The sequence below is a fragment of the Streptosporangium sp. NPDC006013 genome, assembly GCF_040614275.1.
Classification (GTDB): domain Bacteria; phylum Actinomycetota; class Actinomycetes; order Streptosporangiales; family Streptosporangiaceae; genus Streptosporangium.
This window is the reverse complement of record NZ_JBEXUE010000206.1, coordinates 1-16908: the sequence shown is the minus strand read 5'-3', so window position 1 is coordinate 16908 and position 16908 is coordinate 1. Positions and strand designations below refer to the sequence as shown.

Here is a 16908-nt window from a genome sequence, read left to right as displayed (position 1 = left end):
TACGCTTTTAGAGATTTTTCGTTGTGTGTCTGGAGTTCCGTCGTGTGCTCGTCCGCTCGCGTCGTTCGCGTCGGCGTCCCGCGTGCCGGGGGCGCGCCCCCCCCGCCCCCCCCCCCACCACTCGATGACGTTGGCCTGGCTCACGGGCAGGGACACCCCGAGCAGCTTCGCGACGGCCCGGTCCTGGAACATCGGGTCCGAGGAGATCGCGCTGTCCCAGCCGCCCAGGTGCTGCAGCAGGTGGAGCACGGTGACGGCGCCGAGCCGGGCGTCGGCGGCGGTGCTCAGGCCGAGCAGTGGCGCCACCCGGGCGGACAGGCTCAGTTTCCCGTCCTGGACGAGCTTCGTCACCGCGGTCGCGGTGACCGGCTTGCTGAGGCTGGCGACGCGGAACAGCGAGGTGGGGCCCGCCTGGAACGTGGTGTCCGCGGTCCAGTTGTAGCCACGGGCCAGCATCAGCTTGCCCTTGCGCACCACGGCCAGGGACGCGTGCGGGATGGCACGTGCCTGCATGAAACTTTTCAGGGTGCTGTCGAAGGATGCCAGCCCCGAGGCGCTCTTCCCGGTGACCGTCCAGACGGGGGCGGTCGTCTGGCCTGACATGGTCGCGGCGAATCCCGGACGAGCCTGCGTGGCGACGACTCCGGCCACCGCGGTGCCCGTGAGCAGCCTGAACGTGTCCCTACGGGTCAACATCCCAGATCCCCCGATCTTTGAGGTCATGACAAGATCGGGATCTTACGGGAAATTAGCCCATCTTGGTTGGAGGTAGGGCGGATAGGCTCGAACTTCCGCTGTTGACATCGTTGTCAAGCCTCTCTGGCTTTCAGATGGCCTTGTCGCGGAAGCTGTTCACATGTGTGACCATGTCGCCCCAGAGTCCGTTGTTCGGCCGACGTCAGATGCCGGCCGGGACCGCCGCCCTCCCACCCGGAGATCACCGCGAAGCAGGCCGTCGCGGTGAAGGTTTCGGGGAGTACCGCAATGTCGGCCCGGGAGCCGCGAGGCCCGTTCCCGAGAACAGGCCCCAGCTGACCCCCGAGCAGCCGGCCGGGCAGACCACCCGCACCTGTCTCGGCGACTGGAGGCCGTCAACGGTCGATGATCGTCTCTGGTCAGCTCTGGGCCGGTGACAGTTCCGCCATCTGCGACCAGCCCTCGCCGGGCACCTCGACGTTGATGATCTCCGGTGTCTTCGTGATCAGCTCGGGCATCCAGGCCATGGCGGTCCTGAAGTGCTCCGAGTTCACGTGCGCCTCGCCCGCCGCGGGCGAGGCGAACGCCTCCAGCAGGACGAACTGGCCGGGCACCTCGACACTCCTGGACCATTCGAAGAAGACGTTCCCGGGCTCGTTACGGGTGGCCTGGGTGAAGTCGTCGACGAGCGAGAGCCACTCCTCGGCCCGCTCGGGACGGACCGTGAACTTGACGGCTATGAAGATCATGGGTTGTTCCCTGTCGAGAGTCGAGGCGAGTCTTCCTCGCCTGCGGTCATGGCGTGAGGCAGGTGTGCGGCGCCATGGCCAAGATAAGCGAGCGGATGCCGGGGCGGAGGAACCCACCCGCCGTGAGCCCGCCTCGGTCGGCGGCGCATGGGTGGGTCTCAACCGGGAAGACCGGCACATGACGGGCGACGAGACCTGGCTCAGGAACCTCACCGTCCCGGACGCCGCCGTCACGTGAGCACCGTCGTCACCCGACAAGGAGCAGACCATGCAGGCTCCGCCGTCCCTGCGCGTGGCCCGGCCGGTCATGTACAACCGCTGGTCCGAGATGACCTTCATGCACTGGCGGTACCCACCCGCCGAGATCCAGCGGCTGCTGCCGGCCGGACTCACGGTGGACACCTTCGACGGCGCCGCCTGGGTCGGCCTCACCACCTTCCTGATGGAGGACGTACGGGCGCCGCACTCGCCGGCCCTGCCGTGGCTGTCGCGATTCCCCGAGACCAACGTGCGCACATACGTAAGAGATGACCGGGGGCGCGACGGCGTCTGGTTCCTGTCGCTGGACGCCGGGCGCCTGCTCGCGGTGCTCGGCGCGCGGGTCGTCTACCGGTTGCCCTACTTCTGGTCCGGCATGTCCGTCCGCGCGGACGGTGAGCGGCGCGGTTACCGCTGCCGCCGCCGGGCCGGGCCGGCGGGCGCGCGATGCGACGCGGACGTGGAGATCGGTCCGCCGCTCGCGGAGCCGGAGCGCGACGAGTTGGCGCACTTCCTGACCGCCCGCTACCGGCTGTTCACCACGGTCGCGGGCCGGACGGCCCACGCCGAGATCGAGCACCCCGACTGGCCGCTGCGCCACGCCCGGCTGATCCGTCTGGAGGAGGACCTCCTCCAGGCGGGCGGGCTCACCGCCCCGGACGGCGCCCCCGTACTGCACGCCTCATCCGGGGTGCCGGTGAGGATCGGGATGTGGAGCCGGTGACCACCCGTCATCCCTGCCTGACCAGCAGGTGGCGCGGGCCGCGCAGGACCGCGCTCTGCCGGTACGGGGGCGGGTCGGCGACGAGCCGGGGACTCTCCAGGTGGCGTACCAGCCCGTTCAGTGCGATCTGTGTCTCCAACCGGGCCAGGGGGGCGCCGAAGCACAGGTGGATGCCACTGCCGAAACCGAGGTGCCGGTTGTCCTGCCGGTCGGGGTCGAACCGGTCGGGGTCACGGAAGTACGCGGGGTCGCGGTTGCCGGAGGCGAGCATGAGCGTGATCCGCGAGCCTTTCGGGATGGTGACGCCCGCGACGGTGAGGTCGCTGTAGGCGGCCCGCCAGGGGATGATGTGCACCGGAGGTTCGTAGCGCAGCAGTTCCTCGACCGTCCGGATGATCATCTCGGGCTCACGGCGCAGGCGCTCCAGCACATCGGGGTGGCGCAGCAGGGTCAGCACGCCGTTGGTGATCAGGTTGACCGTCGTCTCGTGACCCGCGATGAGCAGCAGGTTGGCGGTGCTGACGATCTCCTCGTCCGTCATGCGCCCGTCGGGGCCCTCGTCGCTCGCCAGCCGGGACAGCAGGTCGTCGCCCGGTGGCCGGCCGCGGCGGCTCTCCAGGAGCTCGGCGAGATAGTGCCTGAGGTCCTTGCGGGCCTGCACGCCCTCCCGCAGGCGTTCCTGAGGGTCCGTCGTGGGGTCGAAGTCGAGCAGCGCGACGATCGCCTCGACCCACCGGTGGAATCGCGGCTCGTCCTCGCGGGGCACGCCGAGCAGGTGGCAGATCACGGTGACCGGGAAGGGATAGGCGAAGTCGTCCACGACGTCGATCTGGTCCCTGCCCGCCAGGTTCTCGATCAGGCCGGTGACGATGGCGGTCAGGTCGGGTCGCATGTCGTCTATCAGCGTGGGTGAGTGCGGGGGGCCGAAGTGCCGCATCGCCATGCGGCGCAGCCGGTCGTGCTGCGGCGGGTCGAGGCCGATGAACGCCGGTGGGTCCCCGCGCTCGGCGAGGGCGGGCCCCGGGTGTTCGAGGCTGTGCGCGTCGGAGCTGAGGTGCGGGTCGTGCAGCAACGTGCTGATCTCCCGGTAGGTGCTGACAACGTAGTCGCCGTCCTCCTGCCGGGCCACCGGCCTCCTGCGCAGTTCCGCGTAGAGCGGGTACGGGTCGGCCCGGTTGGAGTAGTCGAGGATCCGCTGGAGAGTGCTGGGCGCCTGAGCGACTGTCATGACCGCTTCTCCTAAGGTTTGCCCGGGTTCAACGGCCCGGCCGTGCAAACGCCACGCGCCGCTCGCTCGGCTCGTGGCCGGTGACCATGACGGTGGTTCCGTGGGTGATGATGAGGGGATCCGGGAAGCGGGCGGGGACCGGCTTCATGTCGGCGGGCTGGTCGGGGGTGGGGCAGGAGGGCGGGAAGGGGGCCGCCGTCTCGATCAGCTGCCGGTAGTGGTCGAGCCATTTGGCGTTGTCGAAGCTGACGGCCGCGATGACCCTGCCGCGGTACCCGTAGGCCGCGACAAACCGGCGCTCCTCCACCGCCCCCTGGGTGACGGTGATCTCGTCCGCCATGATCGGAACACCGACGGACTTGATGTTGACGCCGAACTGCATGGACCAGAACGTCGGCATGGACAGGTGTGGCCAGCGTTCGGTCGGAGGGCTGACCATGTTGTGCGCCGCGACCTGGGCCTGCTCCACCGCGTTGGCCCAGTGCTCCAGCGACAGGAACCGGTACTCGTAGACCGGGTGCGGGCAGCGTGCCACGTCCCCGGCGACGAAGACGTCATCGGTGACCAGGCCGTTGATGTCGAACGCCCGGCACCCCGAGTCACAGGCCACCCCCCAGCGGCCGGCGGCCAGCCCCGAGTCCCGCAGCCACTCGGTGTTGCGCACACCGCCGAGCGCGACCACCACCACGTCGGTGTCGATCGCCGCTCCATCGGAGAAGTGAGCGCGGCGCACCCGCCCGTCGCCCTCCAGCCGGGTGACCCTGACACCGCAGCGCAGGTCGACACCGTGCGCACGCTGGAGGTCCGCGGCGATCGAGCCGATCATGCTGCCGAGTGCTCCCACCAGCGGGGCCTCGGCGACCTCGGCGACGGTCACCGGTATACCGCGCTCGCGGCAGACGGAGGCGATCTCGGAACCGGCGAATCCGGCCCCGATGACGAGCACCCGGCCGGGCCCGGCGTCCAGCCGCTCCCGCAGGCGACCGGAGTCGTCGCGGGTGCGGACCACGAACACGCCGTCCAGCGCGGCCTCGGCCTCGTCGGGCCAGGACCTGGCACGTACACCGGTGGTGATCAGCAACCTGTCGTAGGGAACCTCCCGCCCGTCCGCGAGCCACACCCGCTTGCCGGCGAGGTCCAGCCCCGAGGCGGCCACGCCGAGCAGCCACTCCGCGCCGATCTCGCGGCGCCGGGGTAGCGCGGTGCCGTCCGCGGGTACCCAGCCGGTCAGGACCTGCTTGGAGAGCGGAGGCCGGTCGTAGGGCTCGCACGCCTCGTCCCCGATGAGGGTCAGCGATCCGGTGAAGCCCTCGTCGCGCAGCGCCTCCGCGGCTCTCAGCCCCGCGAGGGAGGCGCCGACGATCACGATGCGGCCGTCACGCCTGAACGCCTTCAGGTTCTGCTCGCTGCTCATGACGGTCCAGGTGTCTCGACCAGGATCGCCTGGACCGGGCAGGCGGCGGCCGCACGCAGGACCTGGTCCCGCTGCGCGTCGTCGGGGCTGGAGTGGAACGCGAGTGCCTCCTCACCCTGCATCCGGAACGCGTCCGGGGCCAGGAAGGCGCACTGCGCATACCCCTGGCAGCGCGCCAGGTCGACGACAACCCTCATAAGGACCATCCCTTCCGAGCCCGAACACGGTTGAGTAAGGCGCGAGGGGAGCCAGGACGGTTTTCCGTGGGTCGGGCCTACCGTGAACCCGGCCCGGGGCGATGCCGCGGCACGTCCTCACATGCCGTCGGCGGCCGCCACGGTTCCGCGGAGAACGGTCAGGGAAAACAGCGAGGTAATGCGCTGACCTGGCTAAACGAGCGTATCGCGGACATTGGGACGGAGCATCGCCCTTCTGCCAGCGGGTGGTCAAGGATTGCGTACGAGCCGACCTCTCCGGTTCGGCCGGAACGCTCAGGATGACTGACGGTCGTGAGGGCGGCCCCGGTGCGTCCCCCAACGCGTCGGTGACCCCTTTGCGGGGTTGGGCGGCGGCCCGGGATCGGGGCCGTCAGCAGGTTCAGACCCGTCTGCCAGAGGTAGAGGTCGAACCCGGCCGTCCTCCACCCGCACCAGGGTTTGGCCCAGCACACTCCGGTAGTGCCGGGTGACCATTCCTGGGGATCGTTTCCGGACACGCACATCTTCCGGAGAGATGAGAAAAGGCCCGGCGGTGATCGGCCGGACCCTGACGAGGGGCCGTGGCGGGTTTCCGGTGGGCCCTCGCGTCACGGGACTTGGGGCCCATGACGATCGAGGCTCAGAACGCGGCCCGGACCTCTTCCTGGCCGGGGTCTTCGTGGCTGAGCGCCCCGATCCGCGCCGATGGGGAGCACAGGTCCATCCGCAGGCGGACCCGGGAGCCTCCGGCGATCTGCTCGATGGTGAACTCGTCGCACAGCTGGGTCATCAGCCACAGGCCGAAACCTCGAACGGTGCCCACGGGGCGTTTCGCCGGGATGTGCTCGGTGGCCAGGAGCCCCACGGTGTCGGTGACGTCGATGGTCAGGTGGCTCTCGTCCTGCCAGACGTCCACGGTGCCCTTGCCACCGCCGTGCTCCAGGACGTTGATGACCGCCTCGTTGGTGGCGAGGAGGAGGTCGTTCAGGCGTTCGCCCCGCAGGCCGGCCTGGGTGGCGTGATGGTGAAGACGTTCTCGCAACGCGCTGAGATCCTCGTCGATCGGCCAGTGCCGGCCGTGGTCGCCGATCACGACACCCCCTTGACGTCGCCTTGTCTGGCAGTCACCGGGGGACGAGCCGACTTGCTCCAGAATCAGGGCGTTGCAGATGAGTTACACGATGCTAGACACCTGCCCGATCGTTGCCAACTTACGACGGTCATCCGCCGTGAATATCCGGGGCGGACTGCTGTGGCCGCAGTGCCTTGACGGCGTCGGCGACGGTGGGCTGGATGCCGAAGGCCTGGGCGAGTCCGGTCAGGTGGAGGATTCGTTTCAGGCGGGGGTGCGGATTGGCCAAGGCGATGCTGCCTCCGCGGTCCTGGACGATCTTGCGGGTGTTCAGGAATTCCTGGATTCCCGTGGAGTCACAGAAGGTCAGATCGGTCAGGTCTATGACAAGGTCACCCCGATCCTGGCCGATGGCCTGGTGAAGGTCGTGACGGAACCGCTCGGCATTGGTGTAGTCGAGCTCGCCGGCCAGGCTCAGCAGGACCATCTCCTTCACCGAGGGGTCGGACACATCGGTCACGCGGACGGCAGCGCTCACGGGTACACCTCTGTGGACGGTCGAGGGGGAGGGAAGGCGGCCGGATGCCGCCGCCGGGTCGCGGTTGCCTCAAGTCTGGAGCCGGCCGGCGCTCAGCTTGAGATCTTCCGAATTTCTCTAGAGCACTTTTACGCTACAGCCGAGGAGTGATCAGTTGTTATCCCACTGACGGATACGTTCTCCGGACCTGCTGTCGAGCACTTCCGCCCAGCCACAGAGCTCGGCGATCCGCCACGCGTGCGGCTGGAGACCCCTGACGACCAGCCTGCGGTCGCCCGCCATCCCGAATGCGATCTCCGCCAGCACCCGCAGACCGCCCACGTCGACGAAGTCGACCCCCTGGAGATCGGCATACAGATCGCCGCGGGTGCGCTCCGCCGCCATGGCGAGGGCCTGCACCAGGACGTGCCGCGTACAGAGGTCGATCTCTCCCTCGCAGCGTAGGCCGACCGGCAGATCGGTGAAGAGAACGCGCAGTGAGCCGTGGCTGACCTCACCTACCATTGTGATCACCTTCTGGGTGGGGCATGAGGGTCAGTCAACGTCTGTCGTGACGGCGCAGGTGTGTCGGCTGATCGCCATGAGGCATCGGCGGTGCCGGTACCTGCTTTCATCATCCTTCAGCTGGGCGCCTTTTGGTATGGTTTGCCGGTTTCATGTTTCAGTGCGCAGAAACCAACCGGCCATCGCGTCCGCCGAAGATCCGCACACATGGGAATGAACGTCTCGCGGAATCGGCTGAAGAGGGAACTGTCGTACGGCGGTCTGGCAAAGGAGAACCTCCATGCAGGTGGATGTCAAGCTCTCCCCCGGTGGCGATTCCTTCGTGGCGACGGTGGACGGCAGGCGCGCGGGGCGGCTGGAGCTCGTCCGGCGTGACGGGGTCATCGTCTATCCCCATACCAAGGTCGAGCCGGAGTACGAGGGCAACGGGGTGGGATCCGCACTCGTCCGCACCGCGTTGGACGCGGCCCGCGCCGAAGAGGCCAAGGTCGCGCCTCTCTGCTGGTTCGTCAGGGAATGGATAGATCGTCACCCCGACTACGCCGATCTTGTTCAGGGCGCCTGACCGATCCATAGCGAGAGGGTTTGGGACATTCGCGCGCCCCGGTAATCGCGCCGGAGCGAGCGGACATGCTGGTCACCGCGATGTCCGGGCAGAAACCTTCCTGGCGGCCGGTGACCGGAACTTTCGGGCGGATGGAGCGGCCCGCTCCGGGGGTTATCGTAAGAACGCAGGCGGTTTTGCAACAGGATTCATGGCAGATTGTGATCATCGGATCGCGAGCCGTGCGGGATGATAGTGGCAATTACCCGGTTAGCGTAGATCGGCTGTGACGCTTGTCATGCGGACCGGGTCATGGCCCGATCCCTTGCTAGGCTGCAGGGAACCGTTCGAACCGGGCGTTGTCTCACCCCGGCAGGTGAGACTTCTCAAGAAGTGGGGTCACACCGTGAAGAAGTTGCTCGTTCTGGCGCTCGTCGCCCTCGGGGGGCTGCTGGTCTGGCGCAAGGTGCAGGCCGACCGCGCCGAGCTCGACCTGTGGACCGAGGCCACCGGCAGCGAGAACTGACAGACGCGGCTACCGATTCGGGTGCTTTCATGGTCCTTGCCCAAGATGGAGTAAAGCCCATCAGGCTTGTCTGCCTGGATCTGCCAGGCACCACGATCGGTGACGTCGCCATGGTCGAGCGGGCGTTCGCCGAGGCGATCGCCACGCAGGGCATCGTGCCCGGGACCGGTGCGTACGCTCGTGCCATGGTGCACGTGCACCGGTCCCGGGGATGCTCCAAGATCGATGTCTTCCGGGGGATCTTCCCGGACAACGAGGCCCAGGCCCAGGCGGCCAATCTGACCTTCGAGCGCTCCTACGAGGGCGCCATCGGACGCGCGGGCCTGGTTCCACTGCCCGGAATCGTCGAGGCGCTCGACAAGCTCCGCGGTGCCGACGTCAAGATCTGCCTCACCACCGGCTTCAGCCGTGTCACGCTCGGCCGCGTGCTGGCTGCCCTGAGCTGGTCCGACAGGCTCGATCTGGCCCTGTGCCCCGAGGACACCGGCCGTGGCCGTCCGATGCCCGACCTGGTGCTCGCCGCGGTCATGCGACTCGGTATCGAGGACGTACGCCAGGTCGCCGTCGTCGGGGACTCCGAGAGCGAGATGCTCTGCGGCCGCCGTGCCGGCGCGGCGGTGGTCGGCGGCGTCCTGACCGGCGTCCACAGCAGGGAACGCCTCCTCAACGGGGGCGCCACTCACATCCTCGACTCCATCGCGGATCTCCCCGGACTTCTCCTCGACGGCGCGCCCGCCGAGTCCCCCCTGGCCACCGCCGCCCACTGATCCTCGTCCCGCTCGAAGCCCATCCGACACGACGCCGCGCACGGATTCAATTGGCGTAGGAGCGGTTCCTGTTGCTACGGTGTACGACTGAAGCAGGTCGTCTCCAGGCGCCGGCTTGAATCTCGGGGCCTTAGCTCAGTTGGCAGAGCGCCTGCTTTGCAAGCAGGATGTCAGGAGTTCGAATCTCCTAGGCTCCACCACCAAAAAGCCCAGGTCAGGGACTATCTTTCAAGATCCCTCAACCTGGGCTTTCGACGTTCTGAGAGCCGTACAGCACGGAAATACAGCAACGGCTACGAATCCAGCCGGTCACCGAGCTTCTTGAGCGCCTTGCGCGTCTTCACAGACGAGACCTCGCTGTAGATGTTCATGGTCACCGAGATCTGGCTGTGCCGGAGGATCTGCATGGCCACGCGCGGGTGAACGTCGAGCGCGACGAGGAGAGACGCGCAGGTCTTTCGGGTAGCGTGCACGTGGACCCTGCGAACACCCGATTTGGCGCAGGCGTTGGTGAAGCTCCGCCGGAAGTTCGACGGCTCTACAGGGCGCCCGCTGGCGGTGGTGAACACCGGCCCCGTTTCCTGCCATGACTCACCCGCGGCTTCACACGCCGCCCGGTGCTCAGCCTGTCGAGTCCGAAGGGCGGTGGCCCCGCGTCCGCCGTGTCCTCCCAGGCCCCGTCATCATTCGCGGCTCAGTCGTCGGACAGTGTCCTGGCGGGAACCGCGTCCCGGGAGCCGGCCTCCGAACTGGAGGCCTTCTTCGCCGCCTCTTCGCCGCGCTTGCCGTACCAGGCGCTCCATGCTCCGAGCAGGCCGATGGTCGCCACGAGGAGGATCGACGACAGCCCGGCCATGACATCGGTCGGCAGCCAGTAGACCAGGGGGAGGCGGACGGCCGACTCGACCAGAAGCGCGATTCCCCAGACGAGGGTCATCACCAGGTAGGTCCGGCGGAACATCGGCTCCGCCGCGTACAGGACGTCCCAGCGCCGCGCGGTGTCCGCGTCTTCGGCGCCGAAGCGCTTCGCCACGGCGAAGGCCGCGGGACGGCCTACGACGCAGGAACCCAGGAAGATCAGACCCGCGACCGCGGTGGTGACGGACTTGATGGCCAGGAGGAACTTCGCGTCTCCCGTCAGCAAGGAGAGGATCATTCCCACGCCGAAGACGACGCCCATGAAGGCGGCGAATCCATCGAAGCGACGCTGCCGGACGGCGACGTAGGCGACCCGCAAGAATCCGACGCTCGCCGCCGTCAGCATGGCGGCGTACTCGCTCACGCTCAGCGCGCGGCACACATAGTAGGTGCCGATCACCGGCACCACGTCCCACAGCACGACCGAAACGATCTGGTTGTTACCTGAACGGCTCATTTCTCATTCCTGAAGGTCTCGTCGAGCCAGTCACTGATGCGGGCCATGGCCAGTCGCTGGGCGCCTGATTGGCAATGGGCGTCGGCACCCTCCTCGGCGGTGAACTCGAGGAAGGTTCTCGGGCAGGTCAGGTGATCGTGGAGCGCCTCGGGCTGGCCTTGGAAGGCGAAGTCGCCGGGGGCCGAGCAGACCAGGGTGGGGCACCTGATCCGCTCGGCGATGCCGTCACGAAGGTGATAGTCGAGCATCTTGGCCGCGTACCCGCGCGGTGACCGGGCGCCGGTGACCCACATGCCGTGGGTGAAGGCCCACCGCATGACGGGGTCGTTCGCCATGAGGCCTTGAATGATCTCGTCGACCTCGGGCGCGGACTCGGCGCCCAGCACGGCCCGCGCCTGATCGCGGTCCTCGCCGAAGTGGCCCGCGACGATCGCCCCCATGTCGTAGACGCCGTCGAAGGCGATGAGCGCGTTGATCCGCGGTTCGAAGGCGGCGGCGCGTGGCGCCAGCAGTCCTCCCATGCTGGCGCCCAGCAGCGCGACCCGCTCAGGATCGACCTCGGGCAGCGCGAGCAGGTAGTCGAGCACCGGGCCGACCACCTTCTCCCAGTCTGGCCGGAACACCAACCCTTCGCGGTGCATCGGCCCAGGCTGCCCGGGGCCGTCGAAGGTGAGGACGTGGTAGCCGCGTTCGGCGAACGCCGCCGCGCCGAAGAAGTGCATTTCCTCTGCGCTGCCGTCGAAGCCGTTGTGCATCACGATGGTGGGCCGGGGTGTACGGCTGTCGCCCGCCCGGTAGAGGTAGCCGGTGAGAGTGGTGTGCGCGTACGGGATCAGCACCGGTTCAATCCTGATGTCCGACAGCCGGGCCGCCGCGCGAAACGACTCCACGCCGAGCGCGTAGGACTGGTCGACGCGCGGGTCGGACGGGTCGCCGTGCAGGAAGAACTCGGCAGAGCGGTAGTAGGTGGACGCCCGCAGCAACCCGTCACGCGCGCTGACCTTGTGGCCGGCCGCCAGGCTCCGCCGAGCTTCGCCGGCGACGCGGTCGGCCGTCGCCCGCCACTCCTTGTGCCAGCTGTCGTAGTCACTCTCGGTGATCCGCTGTGCGGTGGTGATCACTTCACCGAAGTCCGCGCCGCCGTAGGCGATGTGGCCGAGCAAGCGCAGCGTCTCGTACCAGAACATGACGTCCTTCTCAAAGATCAGCGCATCCACGCCCGTCCCCTTAATGCGAAATTATTCGCTTCAATGGGAAGTTAGCGCGGCGACGCGCTTAAAGCAAGACTATTCGCGTTAAGATGTCGGCCATGGCAGCACAGGAACCCGTACGCCGGCCCGGGGGGCGTAACGCCCGCGTCCGCACGGCCGTATGCGAGGCCGTCCTCGACCTGCTCCACGAGGCGGACTGGGACGATCTGAGCATCGCGCAGGTGGCGGAGCGATCCGGAGTCCACCAGGCCACGATCTACCGGCGCTGGGGCACGTTGGGCGCGTTGGTCGATGACGTGGTGACCGAGCAGCTCACGCGCTCGTCCCCGGTTCCCGACACCGGGACGCTCCGTGGGGACCTGGAGGCCTACGCGGTCCAGGTGGCCGAGGACGTGGCCGGCCCCCTCGGTCCCGTCTTCCTCCGTGCCGCCCTGGTGGGCGCGCGCCCGGAGGGAGAGCCCTCCAAGCATGTCTATCTTCTGGAGCGAGGCACGCAGCTCCAGAAGATGCTCGACCGCGCCAGGGATCGCGGGGAGAACCCCCCCACGTTGCTGGAGCTGCTGGAGGTCATCCTCGCACCGCTGTACTTCCACGCGATGTTCTTCGAACGGCCGACCAACGCGCACCACGCCCGGACACTGGTGGACAGGCTGCTCGCCCTCAGTGAGAAGAAATGAACGCCGTCGTTCTCGCCCGTGGCAGAGTTCACGGCCCCGGGAATGTCCCCGTACGAGCAGCGAGGCCGCGTGTCTGGGAAGACACGCGGCCTCGCTTGCTCAGGTGGGCGTTACTTCGAGACGTAGAGGCGGCGCGGTTGTCGGTCATGTGGGTTCTCCTTTTCGCTAGGTGGGGTCGGATGCGGTCCGTAGGTGGCGCAGTAGGTCGGAGGCGAGTTGGTTGGACACGCCGAGCCGGGCGCGGAGGGTGTCGCGGCTGATGGGTTTGTGGTGGTGGGCGTGGTAGTCGGTGGCGACCTTGCGGGCGTTGTAGGTGACAGCAGCAATGACAGCAACGTCCCCTTACGGAAGCATCCTTCGACAGTCGCTCACAACCCTCTGACCATGGTCTCGGGTACGCCAGCAGGGTGATTGGTCTGCCTGGCTCGAACGGCCTCCTCCGCCAGGGGGAGATTGGAGACTAATGCGGGTGTCTCGCGATGAAGCGCCCTCGTAAGGTGGCATCGTGCAACGGCTTGCGCTTTTTGACCTGGACAACACCCTCGTCAACCTGAACGAGGCGTTCCAGGTATGGGCCGGGGAGTTCGCCGGGGAGCACGATTTAGGCCGCGAAGCGGTTGATTGGCTAATCGCTCTCGACCAGGCCGGCTACCCGCACCGCGAGGTCTTCTTTAGCAAGGCCCGGGACTATTTCGCCCTACCCGAGCCGGTCGACGAGCTGTGGAGCCGTTACCGTCAGCGCATGCCATACCTCGTTCACTGTCGACCCGAGGTGATGGACGGGCTGTCTCGACTCCGTGCGTCGGGCTGGAAGGTGGCGATTGTCACCAACGGAACCCCGGACAACCAGCTCGGCAAGATTCAGCGGACGGGATTGGCCGAGGCCGTCGACGCCTACGCGCTCTCAGGGGTCGACGGCATCCGTAAGCCCAACATCGGTCTGTTCGAGGTCGCGGCCAAGCGCTGTGGCGTGGTTCTGGCCGACGGGGGATGGATGGTCGGTGACCACCTCGTTGCCGACATCGGCGGAGGATGCGCAGCCGGTCTGCGTACGATCTGGGTCGACCGAGGTACGTGGCCCGACCACGATCACGACGCTGATCATGTCGTCACTGACGTGCTCCAGGCCCTGGAGATCCTGCACGCCGAGCAGTGATCGAGCGGTTGTGCCGTAGCCCCGATGAGGCGTGCCGTACAGCACGGAAGTACAGCAACAGGGCCGCACAACCCCTCACGTCAACATCCACCATCACACGCTTGAGCAGGCCGGGGAGCTCCCCAGGTGGTGACCGGCTCCCCTGCAAGCAGGATGTCAGGAGTTCGAATCTCCTAGGCTCCACCAGCCAAAACGCCGCTTCCTCGATCAAGAGGAGCGGCGTTCGGGCCATTAACTTTTGGAAACCGGCACATCGGCCGCGTCCACTTCGTCAGGGCTGAAGGAGTTCTCACATCGTGAGACTCAGGGCGATCAGCGGGTTGTGGAAGTCATCACGCGCCCACCGGGTGCCATCGGCGATGTTGGTGAAGCCGAGCAGGCGTAGCGCGCCGATCGCGTAGCTGCGCATGGTGGCCAGGATCGACGGGGCCGAGGCGGTACGGACCCTGCATCGGTCCTCCCCGAGGGCGCGATCGTTCGGCACACGGTATCGGGGTGCGGGGCTTGGAACAGGCCGGTCCGCCGATCCCGCTGGGCGCCGAGCTGGGCCGGACCTCTTGCGGAGCGCGGGCGATCCAGTGCCGGATCGCGGCGGAGGAGACCGCGCCGGACACGATCGCCGCCTGGACCAGGGCCAACATCAAGGCCAGTGGATAGCGCCGTCCGCGTCGATCACGAGGATCTGGGCCCATGCCTGGCGCAGACCGGCCATGTCCACGACCTCATCGGCTGGTGTGAGAGATCCGTGCTGGTCAACGGCGCTGGCGGTGGCGCTGACGGCGGACACGACGGGCGGCATGGCAAACTGCACGGACAACGAGGCTCAGGTAGATCGGATTGGCGTGAGAACCGCCGTTCTACGGGGCCTTGTTGCATGTCGGGACTTCGCCACGCCGTACGCGATCAACCCGTGACCTGCGAATCCCCTTCTGGTCGTCTCAACATTCGAGAACTCCGTCAGCCCTGATGCCGGGGCCGTGGCCCTGCCGCGGCAGACACCCTCGCAACTACAAGGTGGCCGTGGTCTTTTCCAGGATGCCGGCAAGTGCGTCGTAGTCGACGTTATCTCCTTCCTTGATGTCGACGGTCTTGCGTTCACCGGCGCCCATTGCCCGGAGGAATCCCTTGACCTCAGGGATGTCCGTCGCGTTGAACACCATGAACGAGACCTTGGCCTTGGCCACCGCGATGACGGCCGCGTAGTGCCCGTTCTTGAGGTAGTGCGGCTTGCCGTACTGGAGCCGTTCCTCGACACCTGGAATACTCTCGCCGATCATCGCACGTAGCTTCTCGCACACGTCGATCTGCCACGGCTGCGTCTTGTTGATGTACTGGGTGACGTCGTCGTTCATGCTCTTCACCTTGATTTACTGTTCGCTGGAAAGGAGGGGTCTATACCCAGAACGTGTCGTGGCGGAGGTAGAACTCGGCGAGTTCCTCCTCGCTGGGGCGCCCGGACACGGCGAACTCGACCAGCCCTTCGAAGTAGCCCTCGCGGGGCGCGCCGGGCGAGAAGTGCAGCAGCATGCTGGCCGGTTCACCGGACTCGTTCCGGAAGCCGTGGATGCCGCCCTCAGGTACGTGCACGAAGTCGCCAGGGACGGTGTCGATCCACCGGGTGCCGTCGTAGATGCGGATTGTGCCGGTGAGGACGTAGAACGACTCGGAGATCGAGCGGTGGAAGTGCGGGCTCGGGCCGCTCGGCACCGGGCCCATCTCCCACCGGTACATCCCGAACTGCCCGTTCGTCGAGGCGCCGGTGGCGAGGTAGTGCGTCACGGTGCCACCGGGGGACCGCAGCTCGGGCTCGTGGTCCGCGGTGCGGTAGGTGGCGTTGATCTCGCCCGTGTCGCCGAGGTAGCGGGGTTCCGGATAGCTCATGAAGGTCCTGCCACTGTCTGGGGGTCGTCATCGGGCACCCAGGCAGCGGCATAGGTGACGTTGGTCATGGTCGCGACCGTACCGAACGGGTCTGACAAATAGTCGCTATTCGGAAGCGCTGCCGCATCGAAATACGCCTCGGACCCCCAATTTATCCGACGACTCGGTACGCCTCTTGATGCGCGAGTTCCTCACTGTGGAGTACCGACTGCCACGTTGGGGCGAACCATCGCGGCCCCACTCATCCGGCGAACGCCGTCGACGGCATGCCCACGGCGCCCAACTGATCGATGGCGTGCACGGGGTCGTCGTCGGAAAGATCGAGCCCTTCACGGGCCGACGTGATGTACAGAATGTCGAGGCGGGATCCGCCGAACGTGCAGGAGGACGGCTGGTGCACGGGCAGCGGGACCTCGCCGAGCAAGTCTCCGTCCGAAGAGATCCGTGCCAAGCGGTCGCCGCCCCATACCGCGACCCATAGGCCACCCTGCTGCGTCAACGGCAAGTGGCGCGAGAGCGATCACTTGGAGCGCGCGATTGAAACCGCCGGTGGCGTAGAGGCGTTCGAAGGCGAGGTTCAGCACCTGCGTCAGGAGACGCAGGGGTGGCGGCTCGCGGAGATGAGCAAGCGCCGTGGGCTTACCCAGACTCAGGTCGCCGATCGTATGGGTATATCCGTGGCTCGTGTGTCATAGATCGAGAACGGCGATGTATCCACTCGTGAGGTCTTGGACCGTTACGTTGCCGCGCTCGGTTGCAGATTTCGGCGATGAGCAACTGAAGATCAGTTGACGCGTTGGCCGAAGGGTCCTCGGGTTCGACACGGTGCAGATGGCACTTCAGCCCCGACATGGAGTATCGGATGCCGTGGCCGAGAATCTCGTCCCGTGACGAGTACATGATCGATTGCTCCGCTGCTGGAAGCGAGCTTGGCAGTGGTGTCCGCCGTAGGCCGACGAGACCGATCACCGGGCCATTAGCGGGCCATTAAGGGCGGTCAACAGGGGGTACTCACGGTCACTCGCGGACTGCCTCTCGCCCCGGGCGGGGCCGTTGTCCCTGAAGATCAGGCCGATTTGCCAGCAGGATGTCAGGAGTTCGAATCTCCTAGGCTCCACCACCCTCACGGGCACGAAAAAACCCAGGTCAGGCATGGTTGCCGCAACCTGGACTTTGATCTTCATTCGGCCTTCTTCCGCTCCCGTGCCCGTTGTGTGCCCGATCCCTTCGTCAGTGCCCCACGGGCGAGACCGTCGAGCTTCCGGGCCACCTCCCGCTGCCGTTCGTCGGTCAAGCGGCGGCGCGCCGCGCCGCCGTACCCGGCCCTCTGCCGCCCGCCGCCCGGGCGTGCGGCGTGGGCGCCGGTCCCGGCCGGCGGCGACCCGGGCCGT

Annotated in this window: 24 protein-coding genes and 1 tRNA gene; 7 read left to right on the top strand and 18 right to left on the bottom strand. The window is 67.2% G+C overall.

Annotated features, from left to right (window positions below; all coding sequences use genetic code 11):
* Positions 1-696, bottom strand: a 696-nt coding sequence (locus tag ABZ260_RS27835) for a serine hydrolase domain-containing protein (protein ID WP_355623489.1), incomplete at its 3' end; no start/stop codon positions are given.
* Positions 697-1115: 419 nt separating this feature from the next.
* Positions 1116-1445, bottom strand: a complete 330-nt coding sequence (locus tag ABZ260_RS27830) for a putative quinol monooxygenase (RefSeq protein WP_355623486.1) — start codon at positions 1443-1445, stop codon at positions 1116-1118.
* 268 nt (positions 1446-1713) lie between these two features.
* On the opposite strand from ABZ260_RS27830, the gene ABZ260_RS27825 reads away from it, so the two are divergent.
* Entirely contained in the window at positions 1714-2427 is a 714-nt protein-coding gene (locus tag ABZ260_RS27825; RefSeq protein ID WP_355623483.1) for a DUF2071 domain-containing protein, read from the top strand.
* 7 nt (positions 2428-2434) lie between these two features.
* Here ABZ260_RS27825 and ABZ260_RS27820 read toward each other — a convergent pair whose 3' ends face one another.
* The 6 genes from ABZ260_RS27820 to ABZ260_RS27795 all read right to left on the bottom strand — a co-directional run bounded on the left by ABZ260_RS27820 (position 2435) and on the right by ABZ260_RS27795 (position 7380).
* Positions 2435-3655 (bottom strand): cytochrome P450, encoded by a 1221-nt coding sequence (locus ABZ260_RS27820; RefSeq protein ID WP_355623480.1) that lies wholly within the window; start codon positions 3653-3655, stop codon positions 2435-2437.
* A 28-nt stretch (positions 3656-3683) separates the two neighbouring features.
* Positions 3684-5069, bottom strand: coding sequence for an FAD/NAD(P)-binding oxidoreductase (locus tag ABZ260_RS27815; RefSeq protein ID WP_355623477.1), 1386 nt, complete (start codon positions 5067-5069; stop codon positions 3684-3686).
* Complete coding sequence (locus ABZ260_RS27810) at positions 5066-5266, bottom strand: ferredoxin (RefSeq protein WP_350913799.1); 201 nt, start codon at positions 5264-5266, stop codon at positions 5066-5068. Before ABZ260_RS27810 ends, ABZ260_RS27815 begins: the two co-directional genes overlap by 4 nt.
* 640 nt (positions 5267-5906) lie before the next feature.
* A complete protein-coding gene (locus ABZ260_RS27805; RefSeq protein ID WP_355623474.1) occupies positions 5907-6359 on the bottom strand; it encodes an ATP-binding protein in 453 nt (150 codons plus the stop codon).
* A 127-nt stretch (positions 6360-6486) separates the two neighbouring features.
* Complete coding sequence (locus tag ABZ260_RS27800; RefSeq protein WP_355623471.1) at positions 6487-6876, bottom strand: STAS domain-containing protein; 390 nt, start codon at positions 6874-6876, stop codon at positions 6487-6489.
* A 150-nt stretch (positions 6877-7026) separates the two neighbouring features.
* A complete protein-coding gene (locus tag ABZ260_RS27795; protein WP_355555121.1) occupies positions 7027-7380 on the bottom strand; it encodes an STAS domain-containing protein in 354 nt (117 codons plus the stop codon).
* A gap of 280 nt (positions 7381-7660) precedes the next feature.
* Here ABZ260_RS27795 and ABZ260_RS27790 point away from each other — a divergent pair, with 280 nt between their 5' ends.
* The 4 genes from ABZ260_RS27790 to ABZ260_RS27775 all read left to right on the top strand — a co-directional run bounded on the left by ABZ260_RS27790 (position 7661) and on the right by ABZ260_RS27775 (position 9417).
* The gene (locus ABZ260_RS27790; RefSeq protein WP_355555119.1) at positions 7661-7945 is read left to right on the top strand and encodes a GNAT family N-acetyltransferase; all 285 of its coding nucleotides are present in this window, start codon (positions 7661-7663) and stop codon (positions 7943-7945) included.
* A 385-nt stretch (positions 7946-8330) separates the two neighbouring features.
* Positions 8331-8450 carry a DLW-39 family protein gene (locus ABZ260_RS27785; protein WP_211264163.1) on the top strand — a complete coding sequence of 40 codons (120 nt, stop codon included), beginning with the start codon at positions 8331-8333 and terminating at the stop codon, positions 8448-8450.
* 29 nt (positions 8451-8479) lie between these two features.
* Positions 8480-9217, top strand: a complete 738-nt coding sequence (locus ABZ260_RS27780) for an HAD family hydrolase (protein ID WP_355623468.1) — start codon at positions 8480-8482, stop codon at positions 9215-9217.
* Positions 9218-9341: 124 nt separating this feature from the next.
* A tRNA-Ala gene (locus ABZ260_RS27775) sits at positions 9342-9417 on the top strand.
* Between the two features lie 93 nt (positions 9418-9510).
* On the opposite strand, the gene ABZ260_RS27770 is transcribed toward ABZ260_RS27775, so the two are convergent.
* From ABZ260_RS27770 to ABZ260_RS27760, 3 genes are read right to left on the bottom strand one after another with little or no spacing between them, the layout of a single operon-like run.
* A complete protein-coding gene (locus tag ABZ260_RS27770) occupies positions 9511-9891 on the bottom strand; it encodes a tyrosine-type recombinase/integrase (RefSeq protein WP_355623495.1) in 381 nt (126 codons plus the stop codon).
* 20 nt (positions 9892-9911) lie between these two features.
* A complete protein-coding gene (locus ABZ260_RS27765; protein ID WP_355623465.1) occupies positions 9912-10592 on the bottom strand; it encodes a VC0807 family protein in 681 nt (226 codons plus the stop codon).
* On the bottom strand, positions 10589-11809 hold the full coding sequence (locus tag ABZ260_RS27760; RefSeq protein WP_355623462.1) for an alpha/beta hydrolase: 1221 nt from the start codon (positions 11807-11809) through the stop codon (positions 10589-10591). Before ABZ260_RS27760 ends, ABZ260_RS27765 begins: the two co-directional genes overlap by 4 nt.
* A gap of 92 nt (positions 11810-11901) precedes the next feature.
* Here ABZ260_RS27760 and ABZ260_RS27755 point away from each other — a divergent pair, with 92 nt between their 5' ends.
* Both ABZ260_RS27755 and ABZ260_RS27750 read left to right on the top strand, forming a co-directional pair.
* Positions 11902-12480 carry a TetR/AcrR family transcriptional regulator gene (locus ABZ260_RS27755; protein ID WP_203956329.1) on the top strand — a complete coding sequence of 193 codons (579 nt, stop codon included), beginning with the start codon at positions 11902-11904 and terminating at the stop codon, positions 12478-12480.
* 505 nt (positions 12481-12985) lie between these two features.
* On the top strand, positions 12986-13636 hold the full coding sequence (locus tag ABZ260_RS27750) for an HAD family hydrolase (protein ID WP_355623459.1): 651 nt from the start codon (positions 12986-12988) through the stop codon (positions 13634-13636).
* Positions 13637-13925: 289 nt separating this feature from the next.
* Here the strand turns inward: ABZ260_RS27750 and ABZ260_RS27745 are convergent, their stop codons facing one another.
* The 7 genes from ABZ260_RS27745 to ABZ260_RS27715 all read right to left on the bottom strand — a co-directional run.
* Positions 13926-14120 (bottom strand): hypothetical protein, encoded by a 195-nt coding sequence (locus ABZ260_RS27745; protein ID WP_355623498.1) that lies wholly within the window; start codon positions 14118-14120, stop codon positions 13926-13928.
* A gap of 156 nt (positions 14121-14276) precedes the next feature.
* Positions 14277-14447 (bottom strand): hypothetical protein, encoded by a 171-nt coding sequence (locus ABZ260_RS27740; RefSeq protein WP_355623456.1) that lies wholly within the window; start codon positions 14445-14447, stop codon positions 14277-14279.
* Positions 14448-14643: 196 nt separating this feature from the next.
* Positions 14644-14988, bottom strand: coding sequence for a DUF1801 domain-containing protein (locus ABZ260_RS27735; RefSeq protein WP_355623453.1), 345 nt, complete (start codon positions 14986-14988; stop codon positions 14644-14646).
* A gap of 40 nt (positions 14989-15028) precedes the next feature.
* Positions 15029-15517 carry a cupin domain-containing protein gene (locus ABZ260_RS27730; protein ID WP_061255991.1) on the bottom strand — a complete coding sequence of 163 codons (489 nt, stop codon included), beginning with the start codon at positions 15515-15517 and terminating at the stop codon, positions 15029-15031.
* Between the two features lie 241 nt (positions 15518-15758).
* Positions 15759-15968, bottom strand: coding sequence for an SMP-30/gluconolactonase/LRE family protein (locus ABZ260_RS27725; protein ID WP_355623492.1), 210 nt, complete (start codon positions 15966-15968; stop codon positions 15759-15761).
* A gap of 514 nt (positions 15969-16482) precedes the next feature.
* Positions 16483-16701, bottom strand: a complete 219-nt coding sequence (locus tag ABZ260_RS27720) for a hypothetical protein (protein WP_355623450.1) — start codon at positions 16699-16701, stop codon at positions 16483-16485.
* A partial coding sequence (locus tag ABZ260_RS27715; protein ID WP_355623447.1) for a hypothetical protein occupies positions 16698-16908 on the bottom strand: 211 nt, incomplete at its 5' end. The genes ABZ260_RS27720 and ABZ260_RS27715, both read right to left, overlap by 4 nt.

Excerpts from the sequence above, each read along its gene's own strand:
- ABZ260_RS27830 (WP_355623486.1), bottom strand. The coding sequence starts at position 1,445 with ATGATCTTCATAGCCGTCAAGTTCACGGTCCGTCCCGAGCGGGCCGAG.
- ABZ260_RS27825 (WP_355623483.1), top strand. The coding sequence starts at position 1,714 with ATGCAGGCTCCGCCGTCCCTGCGCGTGGCCCGGCCGGTCATGTACAAC.
- ABZ260_RS27820 (WP_355623480.1), bottom strand. The coding sequence starts at position 3,655 with ATGACAGTCGCTCAGGCGCCCAGCACTCTCCAGCGGATCCTCGACTAC.
- ABZ260_RS27815 (WP_355623477.1), bottom strand. The coding sequence starts at position 5,069 with ATGAGCAGCGAGCAGAACCTGAAGGCGTTCAGGCGTGACGGCCGCATC.
- ABZ260_RS27810 (WP_350913799.1), bottom strand. The coding sequence starts at position 5,266 with ATGAGGGTTGTCGTCGACCTGGCGCGCTGCCAGGGGTATGCGCAGTGC.
- ABZ260_RS27795 (WP_355555121.1), bottom strand. The coding sequence starts at position 7,380 with ATGGTAGGTGAGGTCAGCCACGGCTCACTGCGCGTTCTCTTCACCGAT.
- ABZ260_RS27790 (WP_355555119.1), top strand. The coding sequence starts at position 7,661 with ATGCAGGTGGATGTCAAGCTCTCCCCCGGTGGCGATTCCTTCGTGGCG.
- ABZ260_RS27780 (WP_355623468.1), top strand. The coding sequence starts at position 8,480 with ATGGTCCTTGCCCAAGATGGAGTAAAGCCCATCAGGCTTGTCTGCCTG.
- ABZ260_RS27765 (WP_355623465.1), bottom strand. The coding sequence starts at position 10,592 with ATGAGCCGTTCAGGTAACAACCAGATCGTTTCGGTCGTGCTGTGGGAC.
- ABZ260_RS27755 (WP_203956329.1), top strand. The coding sequence starts at position 11,902 with ATGGCAGCACAGGAACCCGTACGCCGGCCCGGGGGGCGTAACGCCCGC.
- ABZ260_RS27735 (WP_355623453.1), bottom strand. The coding sequence starts at position 14,988 with ATGAACGACGACGTCACCCAGTACATCAACAAGACGCAGCCGTGGCAG.
- ABZ260_RS27730 (WP_061255991.1), bottom strand. The coding sequence starts at position 15,517 with ATGAGCTATCCGGAACCCCGCTACCTCGGCGACACGGGCGAGATCAAC.
- ABZ260_RS27720 (WP_355623450.1), bottom strand. The coding sequence starts at position 16,701 with ATGAAGATCAAAGTCCAGGTTGCGGCAACCATGCCTGACCTGGGTTTT.